This window comes from Streptomyces sp. NPDC005811, assembly GCF_040630405.1.
Classification (GTDB): domain Bacteria; phylum Actinomycetota; class Actinomycetes; order Streptomycetales; family Streptomycetaceae; genus Streptomyces.
Genome location: NZ_JBEXXK010000019.1, coordinates 120,167 through 135,811, shown reverse-complemented (window position 1 = coordinate 135,811; position 15,645 = coordinate 120,167). Strand labels below are relative to the sequence as shown.

The window sequence follows — 15,645 nt, the reverse complement described above, 5'->3', positions numbered from 1 at the left end:
GGGAACCCCGGACGGCCGGTTTCCCTCCTCCGGGGTGTCGGCGGCGGTGAGCGCGAGCCCGCGGATGTGCGTACCTCCGACCGACGGGCCCTGTTCGGATGCGAGGATGAGGCGCGATGACTGCCGGGTGGTGTACGCGTACGCTGCGTGCCGCGATGTTCGCGGCCGTCTGCGTGCTGCTCGCCGCCCTGGGCCACGTCCTGATGTCCGGCGAGCACGTGCCCGCCTGGGCGCTGGCCGCCGGGGCGGCCGTGACCGGCGCGACGGGCTGGTGCCTGGCGGGCCGGGAGCGGGGGCCGGTGTCGGTGGTCGCGGTCGTGGTGGCCGCGCAGACCCTGCTGCACTGGGCGTTCGAGTACGCCCAGACGGCGGGTGCGCGACCGTCGGCCGCGGGAGCCGCCGGTGTGGGCATGTCCATGCCCATGGAGGCCGGCGGCATGGACATGGCGCACATGGCCGGCATGGGCCACATGAGTCACACCGACGGCGCCGGCCGCGGTGTGCTGGAGGGCCTCGCCGGCTCCTCCTCGTCCGGGATGTTCGCCGCCCACCTGCTGGCCGCGCTGCTGTGCGGGCTCTGGCTGGCCCACGGTGAGCGGGCCGCGTTCCGGGTGCTGCGGGCGGTGGCCGGCCGGCTCGCGGCGCCGCTGCGGCTGCTCCTCGCCCTGCCCCTCGTACCCGAACGCCCGCGCGTCCGGCCGCGGCGCCGCCGCAGCGAGCGGGTGCCGCGGCTCCTCCTCGTCCACGCGATCACTTCTCGGGGTCCGCCCGCGGGGGCCGCTGCCGTCTGACGGCAGCCGGTGACCCGGGCCGCCCCTGTGCGCCCCGGGCTTCGGCCGTACGTGCGCGCAGGCGCCGTGGGGCCGTCTCCCCGTATCCGGACCGGGCCCAGGTCCCGGCGTCCGGACGACCGAGAAGGACACCCGCAGGTGATCACCTCTGTCTCCCCTGTCTCCTCTGTCTCCCCTGTCTCCCCGTCCCGTCCCGAGTCCTCCCGTGACGACTCGATCACCGCGTGGGCGCTCGCCGCGCGCGGTGGCGACCCGGCCGCCGTCGAGCGGTTCGTGCGCGCGCTGCACCGGGACGTCCTGCGGTACGTCGCCCACCTGTGCGGCGATCCCCAGGCTGTGGACGACCTCGCCCAGGACACCTTCCTGCGGGCGCTCGGCAGTCTGCACCGGTTCGAGGGCCGTTCCTCGGCGCGCTCCTGGCTGCTGTCCATCGCCCGCCGCGCGGTGACCGACAGCTACCGGTACGCCGCCGCCCGGCCGCGCCCGGCCGACGTAGCCGACTGGCAGCTCGCCGTGGAGTCGGCCCAGCCGCGCGGGCTGCCCGGGTTCGACGACGGGATCGTGCTGCTCGACCTGCTGGCCGCGCTGCCGGACGAGCGGCGGGAGGCGTTCGTCCTCACCCAGCTGCTCGGACTGCCGTACGCGGAGGCGGCCGAGGTCAGCGACTGCCCGGTGGGCACGGTCCGCTCCCGGGTGGCCCGGGCGCGCGCCTCACTGGCCGACCTGCTGGACGAGGCGGAGGAGCGCACACCCGTGGCCGCCTGAACGGTGGTACGAATGGGTAATAGTGACCAATAGTGCGACATGTAAGCCAGGAAGCGCGTCACGCAGGAGAGCGAGATGAGCGGCCATGGAGGCACTCAGCGCGCGGGTCACCCTCGACGAACGCGGCACCGTGACCGGGTGGAACGACGGGGCCGAGCGGCTTCTCGGTTACCCGGCGGAGGAGATCGTGGGCCGGCCGGCGGTGCTGCTGCTGGCCGAGCGGCCGGTTCCTCCCGAGTTCCCCCCGGCGGCCGGGCCGCCCCGGTGGCACGGCACGCTCGCTCTCCGGCACCGGTCGGGACGCCGCCTGGCGGTCAGGGTCCTGGCGCATCACCGTACGGCGGAGGACGGCAGCCGCGACTGGCTGCTGGTCTCCGCCGTGGCCGGGACCCCGCGGCCCGGCGACGACGCCCTGATGCGGCGGGGCCTGATGCAGTCCCCGTCCTGTGCCACCTCGGTGTACGACACCGACCTGCGCTACCGCCGCTCCAGCCGGGCCGCGCAACGGGCCCTCGGCCTCGCCGAGGAGGAGCTGCGCGGGCTGCGGATGACGGACGTGATCCCGACCGAGGCGTCGGAGCAGGTGGAGCGGCGGATGCGGCTCGCCCTGGAGACGGGCGAGCCGCAGTACGTCGAGAACCACGCCCGTGCGCCCGGCGAGTCCCGTGAGCACGCCTGGGCGGTCCAGCTCTACCGGGTGGAGGACCCGGACGACGGCCGGGTGCTCGGGGTGGCGGCCACCGGGCACGACGTGACCGAGCAGTACTGGGCCCGCAAGCGTCTCCAGCTGATCGCCGCGGCCAGCTCGCGGATCGGCAGCACCCTCGATGTGACGCGGACGGCGCAGGAGCTGGCGGACGTGGCCGTGCCGGACCTCGCCGACTTCCTCAGCGTGGATCTGCTGACCTCCTTCGAGGAGGGCGGCGAAGGCGCCGGCGGGGAGGGCGCCGGAGCCGGTGACGGGGTGTCGCTGGCGCTGCGGCGGGTCGCCCACCAGTCCGTGCTGCCGGGCGTCCCCGAGGCGGTCCTCGCGCCGGGCGAGGTGGACGAATACCCGGAGGGCTCGCCGCCGGTGGAGAGTCTGCGCTCGGGCCGGGGCCTGTACCGCCGGGTGTTCCCGGCCGCGCTGCCCGCCTGGGTCGCCGACGATCCGCTGCGCATCGCCCGGATCCGCGACTTCGGCTTCCACTCCGTGATGGCCGTGCCGCTGTCGGCGCGGGGCGCGACCCTCGGGGTGGTCGTCCTCGCCCGGCACCGGCGTCCCGACCCCTTCGAGGAGGACGACCTGGTGCTCGCCGAGGAGCTGGCCGCCCGGGCGGCGGTCTGCATCGACAACGCCCGGCGCTACACCCGCGCCCGGGGCACGGCGGTCACCCTCCAGCGCAGTCTGCTGCCGCAGCGGCTGCCCGAGCAGTCGGCGGTGGAGGTCGCCTCCCGCTATCTGCCGGCCGGCGCCCGGGCCGGGGTGGGCGGCGACTGGTTCGACGTGATCCCGCTGTCCGGGGCGCGGGTGGCCCTGGTCGTGGGGGACGTGGTGGGCCACGGCATCCACGCCTCGGCGACCATGGGGCGGCTGCGGACGGCCGTACGGACCCTCGCCGACATCGATCTGCCGCCGGACGAACTCCTGACCCACCTCGACGACCTGGTGGCCCGGCTGGCCACCGAGGCGGAGGCCGCCGAGCACGGGGAGACCGCCGGGGACGTGGGCGCGACCTGCCTCTACGCCGTCTACGACCCCGTGTCCCGGCGGTGCGCGCTCGCCCGGGCCGGGCATCCGCCGCCCGCGCTGGTCAGCCCGGACGGCGGGGTGGAACTGCTCGACCTGCCCGCCGGGCCGCCGCTGGGGCTGGGCGGGCTCCCCTTCGAGTCGGTCGAGTTCGACCTGCCCGAGGGCAGCGTGCTCGCCCTCTACACCGACGGGCTGCTCGACTCCCGCACCCGCCGCTCCGGCGACGGCGACGGCGGTGACGACGACGGTGTCTCCCGGCTGTGCCGGAGCCTCGCCCGGCCCGCCGCCTCGCTGGACGTCCTGTGCGACACGGTCCTCGGTGGGATGCTCCCGCAGCGGCCCGCCGACGACGTGGCGCTGCTCGTCGCCCGGACCCGGGGTCTCGACGCCTCCCGGGTCGCGATCTGGGACGTGGAGCCGGACCCGGCCGCCGTCGCCGAGACCCGCAAGAACGTGATCGCGCGACTGGAGGCGTGGGGGCTGACCGACGCGGCCTTCGTCACCGAGCTGATCGTCAGCGAGCTGGTCACCAACGCCATCCGGCACGCCGAACCGCCGGTCCAGCTCCGTCTGATCCATGACCGGGCCCTGATCTGCGAGGTCTCCGACGCCAGCGGCACCGCCCCGCACATGCGGCGGGCCCGCACCTACGACGAGGGCGGCCGGGGCCTGCTGCTGGTCGCCCAGCTCACCGAACGCTGGGGCACCCGCCCGGGCACGCGGGGCGGCAAGACGATCTGGGCGGAGCAGAACATCGATCGGTGACGCCGCGCGGGACGACCGGCCGACTGTGACCCCCCTCACAGCCGCCCGGGCGACTTTGCATGGTCATGCGTCATCATGCATACTCTTCCTATGTCCAAGGTCCTCACCTCCCTTCCGGTCGGCGAGCGCGTCGGCATCGCCTTCTCCGGCGGACTCGACACGTCGGTCGCCGTCGCGTGGATGCGCGACAAGGGCGCCGTCCCCTGCACCTACACCGCCGACATCGGCCAGTACGACGAGCCCGACATCGCCTCGGTGCCCGGCCGCGCGCACACCTACGGCGCCGAGATCGCGCGTCTGGTCGACTGCCGTGCCGCGCTGGTCGAGGAGGGCCTGGCGGCGCTCGCCTGCGGCGCGTTCCACATCCGCTCCGGCGGGCGGGCGTACTTCAACACCACCCCGCTCGGCCGCGCGGTCACCGGCACCCTCCTGGTGCGCGCCATGCTCGAGGACGACGTCCAGATCTGGGGCGACGGCTCGACCTTCAAGGGCAACGACATCGAGCGGTTCTACCGCTACGGTTTGCTCGCCAACCCGCACCTGCGGATCTACAAGCCGTGGCTGGACGCCGACTTCGTGACGGAGCTCGGCGGCCGCAAGGAGATGTCCGAGTGGCTGCTCGCCCACGGACTGCCCTACCGGGACAGCACCGAGAAGGCGTACTCCACCGACGCCAACATCTGGGGCGCCACCCACGAGGCGAAGACGCTGGAGCACCTGGACACGGGGATCGAGACCGTCGACCCCATCATGGGCGTCCGGTTCTGGGACCCGTCGGTCGAGATCGCCCCCGAGGACGTCACGGTCGGCTTCGACCAGGGCCGCCCGGTCACCATCAACGGCAAGGAGTTCGCCTCCGCGGTCGACCTGGTGATGGAGGCCAACGCCATCGGCGGCCGGCACGGCCTCGGCATGTCCGACCAGATCGAGAACCGGATCATCGAGGCCAAGAGCCGCGGCATCTACGAGGCGCCCGGCATGGCCCTGCTGCACGCCGCGTACGAGCGGCTGGTCAACGCGATCCACAACGAGGACACCGTCGCCCAGTACCACAACGAGGGCCGTCGTCTCGGCCGGCTGATGTACGAGGGCCGCTGGCTGGACCCGCAGGCGCTGATGGTCCGTGAGTCGCTCCAGCGCTGGGTCGGCGCCGCCGTCACCGGCGAGGTCACCCTGCGGCTGCGGCGCGGCGAGGACTACTCGATCCTCGACACCACCGGCCCGGCCTTCAGCTACCACCCGGACAAGCTGTCCATGGAGCGCACCGAGGACTCCGCGTTCGGCCCGGTGGACCGGATCGGCCAGCTCACCATGCGCAACCTCGACATCGCCGACTCCCGCGCCAAGCTGGAGCAGTACGTCGGCCTCGGGCTGCTCGGCAGCACGGCCACCCCGGCGCTCGGCGCCGCCCAGGCCGCCGCGACCGGTCTGATCGGCACCCTCCCCGAGGGCGGCGCCGAGGCGATCGCGTCCCGCGGCGAGGTCTCCGAGGAGGACGCCCTCCTGGACCGCGCGGCCATGGAATCCGGCACGGACTGATCCGCCGCGGTCAGACGGAAGAAGGGCCGGCCGGGTGCGTCACGCACCCGGCCGGCCCTTCGCCGTTCACCCCGGGCGGAGTCCGGCCTGATCCTTTGGTGGTCGTGACCTGCTCGCCGCCCTCGACGTACGTCACCACGCCGGACCAGCGGCGATCGGCGCCCCGGCCCTCCGTCATGGCGACGGACAGGGCCACCTGGCGCGGCTCGTGCGTCTCCCGGCCGAAGCGCCGGGCCGTGCGCTGCCCGGCCTCAGGCGTCCTTGCGCGCCACGCCGCCGTAGAAGCCGATGGGGGGCAGGGCGGGGTCGACCGGCTCGGTGGGGCGCCAGTCCGGGACCAGGACCAGGCCCGGCTCCAGCAGCGTCCAGTCGCGGAAGAACTCCAGGACCCGGGCGTGCCTGCGGGGGTTCATGCTGGCGGTGGCGCTGTTGTAGATCTTCACCGCGTCCGTGCGGCCGCCCTCGTCGAAGACGTCGACCGTGGCGTGGGAGAGGATCAGGTACGAGCCCGTCGGCAGCGCGTCGAGCAGGGTCGCCAGGATCGCGTCCGGGTCCTCCGCCTCCGTGACGAAGTGCAGGATCGCCACCAGCATCAGCGCCACGGGCCGGTCGAGGTCGATCACCTTGCGGACGTCGGGGTGGTCGAGGACGGCCAGGGGGTCGCGCAGGTCGCCGAGGACGACGGAGGTGTTCTCGTCGTCGTCGTCCAGCAGGCTCCGGGAGTGGGCGCCGACGATCGGGTCGTTGTCGACGTAGGCGATCCGGGTCTCCGGGGCCACGGCGCGCGCGATCTGGTGCACGTTGGGCTCGGTCGGCAGGCCGGTGCCGATGTCGAGGATCTGCCGGATGCCGCCCTCCTCGACCACGTGCCGCACGGCGCGCTGCATGAAGCTCCGGTTGGCCCGCACGGCCGCCCGCACCTCGGGGGCCGCCTTGATGAACTGCTCCGCGGCCTCCTGGTCGACCTCGTAGTTGTCCTTCCCGCCGAGGAAGTAGTCGTACATCCGGGCCGGGTGGGGCTTGCTCGTGTCGATCTTGGGAGAGGTCATGCTGCCTGGCTCCGTCCGAAACCATGGTGAGTGACTGTCAGATCATCATTTTGGCACGGGTGTTGTGGGTCCCGGCGCTCACATGTGGACCGCGGGCGCCGCGTCCGGGTCGTGGGCCGGGGCTCCCCGGCGGTAGAGGAGGACGCTGATCAGCGCGCCGGCGGCGAAGAAGGCGGCCGACCACCCGTAGGCGGTGGAGTAGGCCTCCAGGCCGGCGTGGGCGAGGACGGTGGGATCCCTGGGGTCGCGGCCGGCGAGGTAGTCCGCGGCGGCGCTGGTGGAGAGGGTGTTGAGCAGGGCCGTGCCGAGCGAACCGCCGACCTGCTGCATGGTGTTGACGGCGGCGGAGGCGACACCGGCGTCCTCGGCGCGCACCCCGTCCGTGGCCAGGGCCATCGCCGGGGCCATGATCAGGCCGAAGCCCAGGCCCGCGAGGACGAGCGGCGGCAGGATGTCGGTGGCGTAGCCGCTCGCGAGGTCGAGGCCGGTCAGCCAGACCATGGCCGCGGCGGCCAGGCCCATGCCCAGCGGCACGACCGGCTTGGGGCCGACGCGGGGGATCAGCAGGGTCGAGGCGAGTGTGGAGGCGATCATGAGGCCGCCGACCATGGGCAGGAAGGCCAGCCCGGTCTCGACGGGGGTGTAGCCGAGGCTCTGCTGAAGGTAGTAGGTGAGGAAGAGGAAGACGCCGAACATGCCGGCGCCGATGATCAGCACCGAGACGAAGGACGCGCCGCGGTTGCGGTCGAGCAGGACGCGCAGCGGCAGCAGGGGGTGCGCGGAGCGGGTCTGCCACCAGGTGAACGCGGCGAGCAGGATCCCGCCCGCGACCAGGAACCCCCAGGTCGCCGGGGAGCCCCAGTCGTGGGTCTCGGCGTTGGAGAAGCCGTAGACCAGGCAGAACAGTCCGCTGGAGACGAGCAGGGCGCCCGGCACGTCGATGGTGGCGGACCGGTCGCGGCTGGCGCGCTGGAGCAGCAGGGCCCCGCCGGCGAAGGCGACGGCGGCGAAGACGAGGTTGACGTACAGGGTCCAGCGCCAGTCGAGGTGCTCGGTCAGCAGGCCGCCGAGCAGCAGGCCCACGGCGCCGCCCGCGCCGGCGATGGCGCCGTACACGCCGAAGGCCTTCGCGCGTTCCCTGGCGTCGGTGAAGGTCGTGGTGAGCAGGGACAGGGCGGCCGGGGCGAGCAGCGCGCCGAACAGGCCCTGGACGGCGCGGGCGACGATGAGCATCTCGAAGCCGTTGGCGGCCCCGCCGAGGGCGGAGGCGCCCGCGAAGCCGACCAGGCCGACCAGGAAGGTCGTCTTGCGGCCGAAGAGGTCGGCGATACGGCCGCCGAGCAGGAGCAGGCTGCCGAAGGCGAGCGCGTAGGCGGTGACCACCCACTGCCGGTCCCCGTCCGAGAACCCGAGGTCCCGCTGGGCGGAGGGAAGGGCGATGTTCACGATCGTGCCGTCCAGCACGACCATCAGCTGGGCCAGGCCGATGACGGCGAGGATCCACCAGCGGTGCGGGTGCGGGGCGTCGGCCGACGGGAGCCGGGACACGGTGGCGGGGCCGACGGGGACGTCGGCGGAGGTTCGGGACATGGCGGGGCTCCGGCGTGAGGAGGAGTTCCTGAGGACTTCCTGCTGATTTCCTGCTGATTTTCTGACGGGTGTCAGATTGCTCTGACGACTGTCAGATTAGCCTCCGTCTGACAGGTGTCAAGTAATGTGGGGGGTGAAGCCCGGGCACGCCGGGCCCGGCGGTGAGGAGGGCGAACGGTGGGAGCACGAGCCGCATCGGTGCGGAGGCCGGGGCGCCCCGGCACGGACACGCCGGCGGTGCCCGAGGAGGAGAGCATCCTCCAGCGCGGCCTGGAGGCCTTCGCCGAACTCGGCTACGACCACGCCTCCGCCCGCGAGCTGGCCCGCCGCCTCGGCGTCAGCCACAACTTCATCAACGACCGCTACGGCTCCAAGGCCGCGTTCTGGCGGGCGGTCGTCGACCGCGCCCTCGGCGCCCAGCTGGCCCTGATGCCCGCGGCGGACCCCGAGGCCGACGACGCGGAGCAGCTACGGCAGATCATCACCGGCTTCTACCGGAGCGCGGTGGACACCCCGCTGGTCGGCCGGATCTTCGTGGAGGAACTCGCCCGCGACACCGAGCGGCTGGACCACCTGTACGAGCGGTACATCGCGCCGACCCTGCGCACCCTGACCCCGAGCATCGAACGGCTCGTCGCCGCCGGCCGGATGGCGCCCGTCCCGCTGGACGTCCTCTTCTTCGCCGTCGTCCCGCCCGTCTCCGGAATGGTCGAGGTCCCCCTCGCCCGCCGCCTGGGCCGCCCGGAACCCGCCTCCCCGCAGCAACTCCTGGCCACGGCCGAGACCTTGGCGGACCTCGTGGTCAGCGGACTCCTGGCCCGCCGCGGAACGTCGGCGGAGTCGCCGTAGCCGGGGCACTCCGGGCGGCGTCGTACCGCCCATCCGGAGGAAAACGGTGAGCTCCTGCGGAGTCCGTGCCGCGGCTGTCGGCCCGGGAGCGGGACGCTCGTCGTCGGTGGTGGTCCGACGGTTCGCTGAGTACCCGCCGTGCGCTCCGCCGTACATCCCCGTGCAACGCCGTACAAGGAGGTACGCCCATGACCGTCCAGCACGCACCGGCCGAGGACCTGCGCCTGACCGCAGGGGTCCATGCCGCCGTCCTGGCGCGGGATCCCGCCCAGTCCGAGTTCCACCAGGCCGTACGCGAGGTGCTGGAGTCCCTGGAACCGGTCCTCGCCCGCCGGCCCGAGTACACCCGCCACCGGATCCTGGAGCGGCTGTGCGAGCCGGAGCGCCAGCTCGTCTTCCGTGTGCCGTGGGTGGACGACGAGGGCCGGATCCAGGTCAACCGGGGCTTCCGGGTGGAGTTCAACAGCGCCCTCGGCCCGTACAAGGGCGGTCTGCGCTTCCACCCGTCCGTGAACCTCGGGATCGTGAAGTTCCTCGGCTTCGAGCAGATCTTCAAGAACGCCCTGACCGGTCTGCCCATCGGCGGCGGCAAGGGCGGCGCCGACTTCGACCCCAAGGGCCGCTCCGACGGCGAGATCATGCGGTTCTGCCAGTCGTTCATGACCGAGCTCCACCGCCACCTCGGCGAGCACACCGACGTGCCCGCCGGTGACATCGGGGTCGGCACGCGCGAGATCGGCTATCTCTTCGGCCAGTACAAGCGCATCACCAACCGCTACGAGTCCGGGGTGCTCACCGGCAAGGGCCTGAACTGGGGCGGCTCCCACGTCCGCACCGAGGCCACGGGGTACGGCACCGTCTACTTCGTCTCCGAGATGCTCGCCGCCCGCGGCCAGGACCTCGACGGGAGGCGGGTCGTCGTCTCCGGCTCCGGCAACGTCGCGATCTACGCGGCCCGCAAGGCGCACGAGCTCGGCGCGAAGGTCGTCGCCCTGTCCGACTCCGGCGGTTACGTGGTGGACGAGGAGGGCCTCGACCTCGACGTGATCAAGGACATCAAGGAGGTCCGCCGGGCCCGGATCAAGGAGTACGCCGAGGCCGTGCCCCGGGCCCGCTACATCGAGGGCGGTTCCGTCTGGGACGTGCCGTGCACGGTCGCGCTGCCCTGCGCCACGCAGAACGAACTCGACGAGACCGCGGCCCGCACCCTGCTCGCCGGCGGGGTCGTGGCCGTCGCCGAGGGCGCCAACATGCCCACCACCCCCGGCGCCGTACGGCTCTTCCAGGAGGCGGGCGTGGCCTTCGGCCCGGGCAAGGCGGTCAACGCCGGCGGGGTCGCCACCTCGGCCCTGGAGATGGCGCAGAACGCCGGCCGCGACTCCTGGACCTTCGAGGACACCGACCGCCGCCTCGCCGCCATCATGGCCACCATCCACACCACCTGCCGTACGACCGCCGAGGAGTACGGCACCCCCGGCAACTACGTCGTCGGCGCCAACATCGCGGGCTTCCTCAAGGTGGCCGACACCATGCTGGACCTCGGGGTGATCTGAGACCCGTGCCGCCTCCCCGGGTCACCACCCGGTGGCCGGCCAGACGGCCAGGGTCACGGCCGCCGCGGCGAGGAGCGCGACATTGAGTGTGATCCGGCGGTCCTCGCCGGTCAGATGGACGGCGAGGGCACCGATCTGAAGGAGGACGAAACCGAGGGCGGCGGCCGGCGCCAGCCAGGGAGCGACGCCGGTCAGCGGCGGCAGGAGCAGTCCGGCGGCGCCGAGCGTCTCGACCGTCCCCAGCGCCCTCACGACGGGCAACGGCACGCGGTCGACCCAGGCCATCATCGGGCGCAGCCGGTCGCGGTCGCGGACCACCTTCAGGGCGCCCGCGTAGAGATAGAAGACGGCGAGGAGCCCCGCGACGATCCAGTAGACGGTGTTCATGGCGATCTGGCCGGACAGACCGGACGGACCGGACGGGCTGGTCAGGCCGGAGAGGGCAAGCGGGGCAGTCAGGGCAGTCAGGGCGGTCATGCCACGAGTGCACCGCCCGTGCCCCGCCGGTGTCCAAGACCCGTCCCGCGGCGCCGATGCCCCCTGGGTATCGTTGCCGCGTGGAGCTGCGGACCTTGCGCTACTTCGTGGCGGTCGCCGAGGAACTCCACTTCGGCCGGGCCGCCACCCGACTGCACATGAGCCAGCCGCCGCTGAGCCGGGCGATCAAGCGGCTGGAGGCCGAGGCCGGGGCCCTGCTGTTCCACCGCTCGCCCGCCGGCGTGACGCTCACCCCGGTGGGCGCGGTGCTGCTCGACGAGGCGCGGGCCCTGCTCGACCACGCCGACCGCGTCCGGGTACGCGTGAGCGCGGCGGCAGGCGTCGCGACCCTCACCGTCGGCATCCTGGGGGACGGCACCGACCCGGGAGTCACCAGGCTGGCCGCCGCCTACCGCCGGCGCCACCCCGGTGTCGACATCCGCGTCCGCGACACGGATCTGACCGATCCGACGTGCGGGCTGCGCGCCGGGCTGGTCGACATCGCCCTGACCCGGGCGCCGTTCGACGAGACCGCCCTGACGGTGCGTGAGCTGAGGGCCGATCCGGTCGGGGTGGTCCTGCGCGCCGACGATCCGCTGGCCCGCCGCGACCGGCTGCGGCTGGACGACCTGGGCGAGCGCCGCTGGTTCCGGTTCCCGCACGGGACCGACCCCCTCTGGCAGTCGTACTGGAACGGCGGCAGGCCGCGCGAGGGACCGGTGGTGCGGGCCGTCCAGGAGTGCCTTCAGGCCGTGCTGTGGAACGGCACGGTCGGCCTGGCCCCGCTGGGACACGACCTGCCGGCGGAGCTGGCCGTGGTCCCGCTGGCCGACATGGCGCCGAGCCGCGTGGTCGCGGTGTGGAACGCAGGGGACACCAACCCGTTGATCCGGTCCTTCGCCGAGACCGCGACAGCCGCGTACGCCCACCGGCCGAACGGCTCCTAGAAGCCGTAGCGGTTCTTCACATGGCGCCAGAAGTCCCGCAGCATCCACTGGTCGAACGGGGTGATCTCGGTGGCGCTGCCGGCGTTCATGATGAAGTTCCGGACACCGGTCGGCGTCCAGTCGTAGAAGTCGTCCAGGCCGAAGGTGTGGCCGACCTCGTGCAGGTAGATGTGCATGTCCTCCTGGCCCAGGGCGCCCACGAAGTACTCCTGGCCGACACGCTGGCCCCAGTCACCGCCGGCGCCGCCCTCGAAGCCCTTGGTGAGCCACAGCGACTCGTCGTAGTGCTCGGCCTCCTTGCCGGGGCACCGGGAGTAGTCGCCGTCCTGGTGGAAGAAGCGCCCGCAGTCGGGCGAGCACTGGGGAGCGCCCGAGTCGTCGAGCACACCGGCGTAGACCTTCACGGAGTCGTCGGACCACTGCAGGGTGGACCGGTTCTTGACCGCCCAGCCGACGACGTCGACCTTCACCTCGGGGTACGGCCAGGCCTGGTAGCCCTTGCCGTCCTCGGCCATCGCGTGCGTCCACCGGTTGAACTGCGTCTGGAGGGCGCTGTGGATCCGGTCGCGGGTGGTGGCGGTCACCGGGGTGTCGGAGTCCCAGCGGACGCAGTAGCGGAGGGTGCCGCGGGAGGCGATGAGCTGGTCCCAGCCGTAGTTCTTGAAGCCGTACAGGTCGGAGTACGTCGTCTCGACGTGGTTCCAGACCTCGTCCAGCGGCTTCGCCAGGGCGGCGGGCGGGTTCCACGCGTCGTCGGCGGCGGCCTGCGGGGTGGTGGAGGCGGTGGGGGACGCGGAGGCGGTGGGTGTGGTGCTCGTCGGCGTCTTCGAAGGGGCCGTCGTCGGCGTCGCCGCGGGGCTCGTGGACTCGCTGAACGTCGGCGTCACATCGGTGGAGGCGCCGGGGGACACCGTGCCGACGGTGTCGCACTTCTTCCCGTTCAGCTTGAACGACGTGGGCGCCGGGTTGCTCCCCGACCACGACGCCAGGAAGCCGGTGCTCACCGAACGGCCCGCGGCCAGGGTGCCGTTCGAGGCGGTGTCGGTGACGGTCACCTTCCTCCCGGACTGCTTCCACACCCCGTTCCAGCCCCGTGCGACCTTCTGGCCCGCGCCGAAGGTGAACGCGATCTTCCAACTGCTGAGCGGCACGCTCCGGTTGTTGGTGACGGCGACCGTTCCCTCGAAGCCGTCGCCCCACTGCGAGGTGACCTTGTACGTCACGCCGCACGCGGAGGACGCTCCGCTCGCCAGCATCGGCACCGCGGCGACACCCCCGGCCACCAGGAGACCGGCGACGGCGACGGGGACAGGTCTCAGGAAGCGTCTGCGCAGACGACGGCTGCCGGCGGATCGCGAACCCATGGGTGACTCCTGGGAAGTGCGGTGAAAGGGAACTGCCGCTGAGTCGCCGTCGGCCGCCGTGAGGTTGCCGCGACGTCGCAAACTCCACTCGGCGTGATGTGCCTCACGCCTGAATTGTTCGCGGTGGCGTCGATTGGCCGATTGGTGATCGTGACAATTGGCCCCCTTTCGCGCATCAGCCGTTTTCGGCGCCAATTCGGCTGAATGTCCTTGCCGGTGATCGCGGTCGGGGGAGAACGCTTTCCGCCTGGTCACGGCTGGGTCTCGGGCCCCCGGCAGGGCGTGGGGGCGGCTGGATCCGTACGCCCTCGCGCTCCGGAGGAGGTGCCCGGCGGTCGCGCACACGTTCGTTGCCGGGCCCGCTCGGTGATCCCCATAATGGCCGGGCTCGCCGGGGCCGGGCCCGTTCCGGGGAGAGGCAAAAGGATTTGCTGCCGAATATCGGACCACTGAATGAGGCCGGGTATGACCAAGCACCGCCAGAAACCGAAACGCCGCAGGACAACCGCGATATCCGTGGTCGCCGTCGCCGCCGTGGGTATTCCCTCGGTCGCCATGGCCAGTGGCGGCGGAATGTCGGGAGGCTGGCGTGCCGTCTCGTTCCCGTGGTGGGGGTGGGGTACGTCGCGTCCGGCGGCCGGGACGACCTCCTCGCCGTCGCCGGTCATATCCGTGACACCGTCCGCCACGCGCGCCTCCGCCACGGCCACTCCGGCGGGCACCCCGAGCGCCACCCCCTCCGGCGCCACGGCGAGCGCGTCCCCGTCGGCGACCGCCGAGCCGACCGTCACGCCGGCCGCCACCCCGTCCGAGGAGCCGGCCTCGGCCACGCCCGCGCCGAAGGCCACGAGTTCCGCCGCCTACCCGGACTCCGGTGCCACCGCTCGCGTACTTTCCCTGGTCAACGCCGAACGGGACAAGGCGGGTTGCTCGCCCCTGACCGAGAACGCCAAGCTCACCAAGGCCGCCCAGGACCACAGTCAGGACATGGCCGACCATCAGAACATGTCGCACACCGGATCCGACGGCTCCTCCATGAGCGACCGGCTCTCCCGCGTCGGATACACGTTCAGCTCGGCGGGCGAGAACGTCGCCGCCGGGTACGGCACTCCCGAGAGCGTCATGGACGGCTGGATGAACAGCCCCGGCCACAAGGCCAACATCCTCAACTGCGGCTTCAAGGAAATCGGCGTCGGACTGGCACAGCCGGGCAACTACTGGACCCAGGACTTCGGCTCGGCGGCGTAAAACGACGTACGTGTGCATGTGCAATGACGTCATGCCGGAACGCCCGAGGCACGCTTGATCAGTGCGTCGAACGCCCGGTCGGAGAGGGCCTTGCTGAGGAAGACCAGGGGCTTGGCTCCGAAGCCCGCCCGGTAGCGGGTCTTCGGGCGGCGGGCGGTGGCGGCCCTGGTGACGGTCCTGGCGATGACCGAAGGCGGCGACGTCATGCGGGCGCCGGGCCGGGAGCTGTTCTCCAGGGACCTGGCCATCGCTTCGGCCTGCTCCCCGTAGGGGCCGTGGCCCGAGGTCCGGCGGAGCTTGTCGGCGGCGATGCCTCCCCACTCGGTCCGTATGGAGCCGGGCTCGACGACGCTCACGTGGATACCGAAGGGCCGGGTCTCCATGCGCAGGGCGTCGCTGAGGGCCTCCACGGCGTACTTGCTGGCGTGGTACCAGGCGCCCAGCGGGGTGGTGAACTTCCCGCCCATCGAGCTGATGTTGACGATGGTCCCGCGCTGCTGGGCGCGCATGTGCGGTACGACGAGCTGGGTGAGGCGGGCCAGGCCGAAGACGTTGACCTCGATCTGGGCGCGGGCCTCGTCCAGGGGGACGTCCTCGAGGGCGCCGTAGGAGCCGTAACCGGCGTTGTTGACCAGGACGTCGATGCGGCCTTCGGCGCCGATGACGCGCTCGACCGCCGCCTTGACCGAGGTGTCGTCCGTGATGTCGAGGGGCAGCACGTGGACGCCGAAGTCGGCCAGGCCGGCCATGCGGTCCACTCGGCGGGCGGCGCCGTAGACGGTGTATCCGGCCTCTTTGAGTCGGCGGGCGATGGCTTCGCCGATACCGGACGAGGCGCCGGTGACCAGGGCAACCTTGCTGGACATGATCGAGGACCTCACTGGGTGTCGTGATTAAAGACCTGCGGTCTCTTGCACTTCGAACGTAAGAGACCGAGGGTCTGATGTCAAGAGACCGATGGTGCGTAATATGGCGC

At 72.4% G+C, this 15,645-nt stretch carries 12 protein-coding genes and 2 pseudogenes; 8 read left to right on the top strand and 6 right to left on the bottom strand.

Annotated features, from left to right (window positions below; all coding sequences use genetic code 11):
* Positions 1-116: 116 nt before the first annotated feature.
* From ABZ490_RS21845 to argG, 4 genes are all read left to right on the top strand, one after another.
* Positions 117-791: a hypothetical protein gene (locus ABZ490_RS21845; RefSeq protein WP_358992416.1), complete on the top strand. Its 675-nt coding sequence runs from the start codon at positions 117-119 to the stop codon at positions 789-791.
* A gap of 141 nt (positions 792-932) precedes the next feature.
* On the top strand, positions 933-1,556 hold the full coding sequence (locus tag ABZ490_RS21840; protein WP_358992527.1) for a sigma-70 family RNA polymerase sigma factor: 624 nt from the start codon (positions 933-935) through the stop codon (positions 1,554-1,556).
* Between the two features lie 85 nt (positions 1,557-1,641).
* Positions 1,642-4,053, top strand: a complete 2,412-nt coding sequence (locus tag ABZ490_RS21835) for a SpoIIE family protein phosphatase (protein WP_358992414.1) — start codon at positions 1,642-1,644, stop codon at positions 4,051-4,053.
* 90 nt (positions 4,054-4,143) lie between these two features.
* On the top strand, positions 4,144-5,592 hold the full coding sequence (argG, locus tag ABZ490_RS21830) for an argininosuccinate synthase (RefSeq protein ID WP_358992412.1): 1,449 nt from the start codon (positions 4,144-4,146) through the stop codon (positions 5,590-5,592).
* Between the two features lie 251 nt (positions 5,593-5,843).
* Here argG and ABZ490_RS21825 read toward each other — a convergent pair whose 3' ends face one another.
* Both ABZ490_RS21825 and ABZ490_RS21820 read right to left on the bottom strand, forming a co-directional pair.
* Positions 5,844-6,641, bottom strand: coding sequence for an SAM-dependent methyltransferase (locus ABZ490_RS21825; protein ID WP_358992410.1), 798 nt, complete (start codon positions 6,639-6,641; stop codon positions 5,844-5,846).
* A 78-nt stretch (positions 6,642-6,719) separates the two neighbouring features.
* Positions 6,720-8,231 carry an MFS transporter gene (locus ABZ490_RS21820; protein WP_358992408.1) on the bottom strand — a complete coding sequence of 504 codons (1,512 nt, stop codon included), beginning with the start codon at positions 8,229-8,231 and terminating at the stop codon, positions 6,720-6,722.
* A 237-nt stretch (positions 8,232-8,468) separates the two neighbouring features.
* Here ABZ490_RS21820 and ABZ490_RS21815 point away from each other — a divergent pair, with 237 nt between their 5' ends.
* Both ABZ490_RS21815 and gdhA read left to right on the top strand, forming a co-directional pair.
* Complete coding sequence (locus tag ABZ490_RS21815; RefSeq protein WP_358992525.1) at positions 8,469-9,080, top strand: TetR/AcrR family transcriptional regulator; 612 nt, start codon at positions 8,469-8,471, stop codon at positions 9,078-9,080.
* Between the two features lie 188 nt (positions 9,081-9,268).
* Positions 9,269-10,633: an NADP-specific glutamate dehydrogenase gene (gene gdhA / locus ABZ490_RS21810; protein WP_358992406.1), complete on the top strand. Its 1,365-nt coding sequence runs from the start codon at positions 9,269-9,271 to the stop codon at positions 10,631-10,633.
* A gap of 21 nt (positions 10,634-10,654) precedes the next feature.
* On the opposite strand, the gene ABZ490_RS21805 is transcribed toward gdhA, so the two are convergent.
* Entirely contained in the window at positions 10,655-11,020 is a 366-nt protein-coding gene (locus ABZ490_RS21805; protein ID WP_358992523.1) for a DoxX family protein, read from the bottom strand.
* Positions 11,021-11,166: 146 nt separating this feature from the next.
* Here ABZ490_RS21805 and ABZ490_RS21800 point away from each other — a divergent pair, with 146 nt between their 5' ends.
* Positions 11,167-12,057: a LysR substrate-binding domain-containing protein gene (locus ABZ490_RS21800; RefSeq protein ID WP_358992404.1), complete on the top strand. Its 891-nt coding sequence runs from the start codon at positions 11,167-11,169 to the stop codon at positions 12,055-12,057.
* Here the strand turns inward: ABZ490_RS21800 and ABZ490_RS21795 are convergent.
* Positions 12,054-12,824, bottom strand: a pseudogene (locus tag ABZ490_RS21795) (hypothetical protein); the annotation flags it as partial. The gene ABZ490_RS21800 and the pseudogene ABZ490_RS21795 overlap by 4 nt on opposite strands.
* 171 nt (positions 12,825-12,995) lie before the next feature.
* A pseudogene (locus ABZ490_RS21790) lies at positions 12,996-13,313 on the bottom strand (cellulose binding domain-containing protein); the annotation flags it as partial.
* 780 nt (positions 13,314-14,093) lie between these two features.
* Between ABZ490_RS21790 and ABZ490_RS21785 the strand changes: the two are divergent.
* A complete protein-coding gene (locus tag ABZ490_RS21785) occupies positions 14,094-14,669 on the top strand; it encodes a CAP domain-containing protein (protein ID WP_358992402.1) in 576 nt (191 codons plus the stop codon).
* A 29-nt stretch (positions 14,670-14,698) separates the two neighbouring features.
* Here ABZ490_RS21785 and ABZ490_RS21780 read toward each other — a convergent pair whose 3' ends face one another.
* Complete coding sequence (locus tag ABZ490_RS21780; protein WP_358992400.1) at positions 14,699-15,535, bottom strand: oxidoreductase; 837 nt, start codon at positions 15,533-15,535, stop codon at positions 14,699-14,701.
* Positions 15,536-15,645: the final 110 nt, after the last annotated feature.

Coding starts and splice junctions, on each gene's coding strand:
- ABZ490_RS21845 (WP_358992416.1), top strand. CDS start 117: ATGACTGCCGGGTGGTGTACGCGTACGCTGCGTGCCGCGATGTTCGCG.
- ABZ490_RS21835 (WP_358992414.1), top strand. CDS start 1,642: ATGGAGGCACTCAGCGCGCGGGTCACCCTCGACGAACGCGGCACCGTG.
- argG (WP_358992412.1), top strand. CDS start 4,144: ATGTCCAAGGTCCTCACCTCCCTTCCGGTCGGCGAGCGCGTCGGCATC.
- ABZ490_RS21825 (WP_358992410.1), bottom strand. CDS start 6,641: ATGACCTCTCCCAAGATCGACACGAGCAAGCCCCACCCGGCCCGGATG.
- ABZ490_RS21820 (WP_358992408.1), bottom strand. CDS start 8,231: ATGTCCCGAACCTCCGCCGACGTCCCCGTCGGCCCCGCCACCGTGTCC.
- gdhA (WP_358992406.1), top strand. CDS start 9,269: ATGACCGTCCAGCACGCACCGGCCGAGGACCTGCGCCTGACCGCAGGG.
- ABZ490_RS21805 (WP_358992523.1), bottom strand. CDS start 11,020: ATGAACACCGTCTACTGGATCGTCGCGGGGCTCCTCGCCGTCTTCTAT.
- ABZ490_RS21800 (WP_358992404.1), top strand. CDS start 11,167: ATGCCCCCTGGGTATCGTTGCCGCGTGGAGCTGCGGACCTTGCGCTAC.
- ABZ490_RS21780 (WP_358992400.1), bottom strand. CDS start 15,535: ATGTCCAGCAAGGTTGCCCTGGTCACCGGCGCCTCGTCCGGTATCGGC.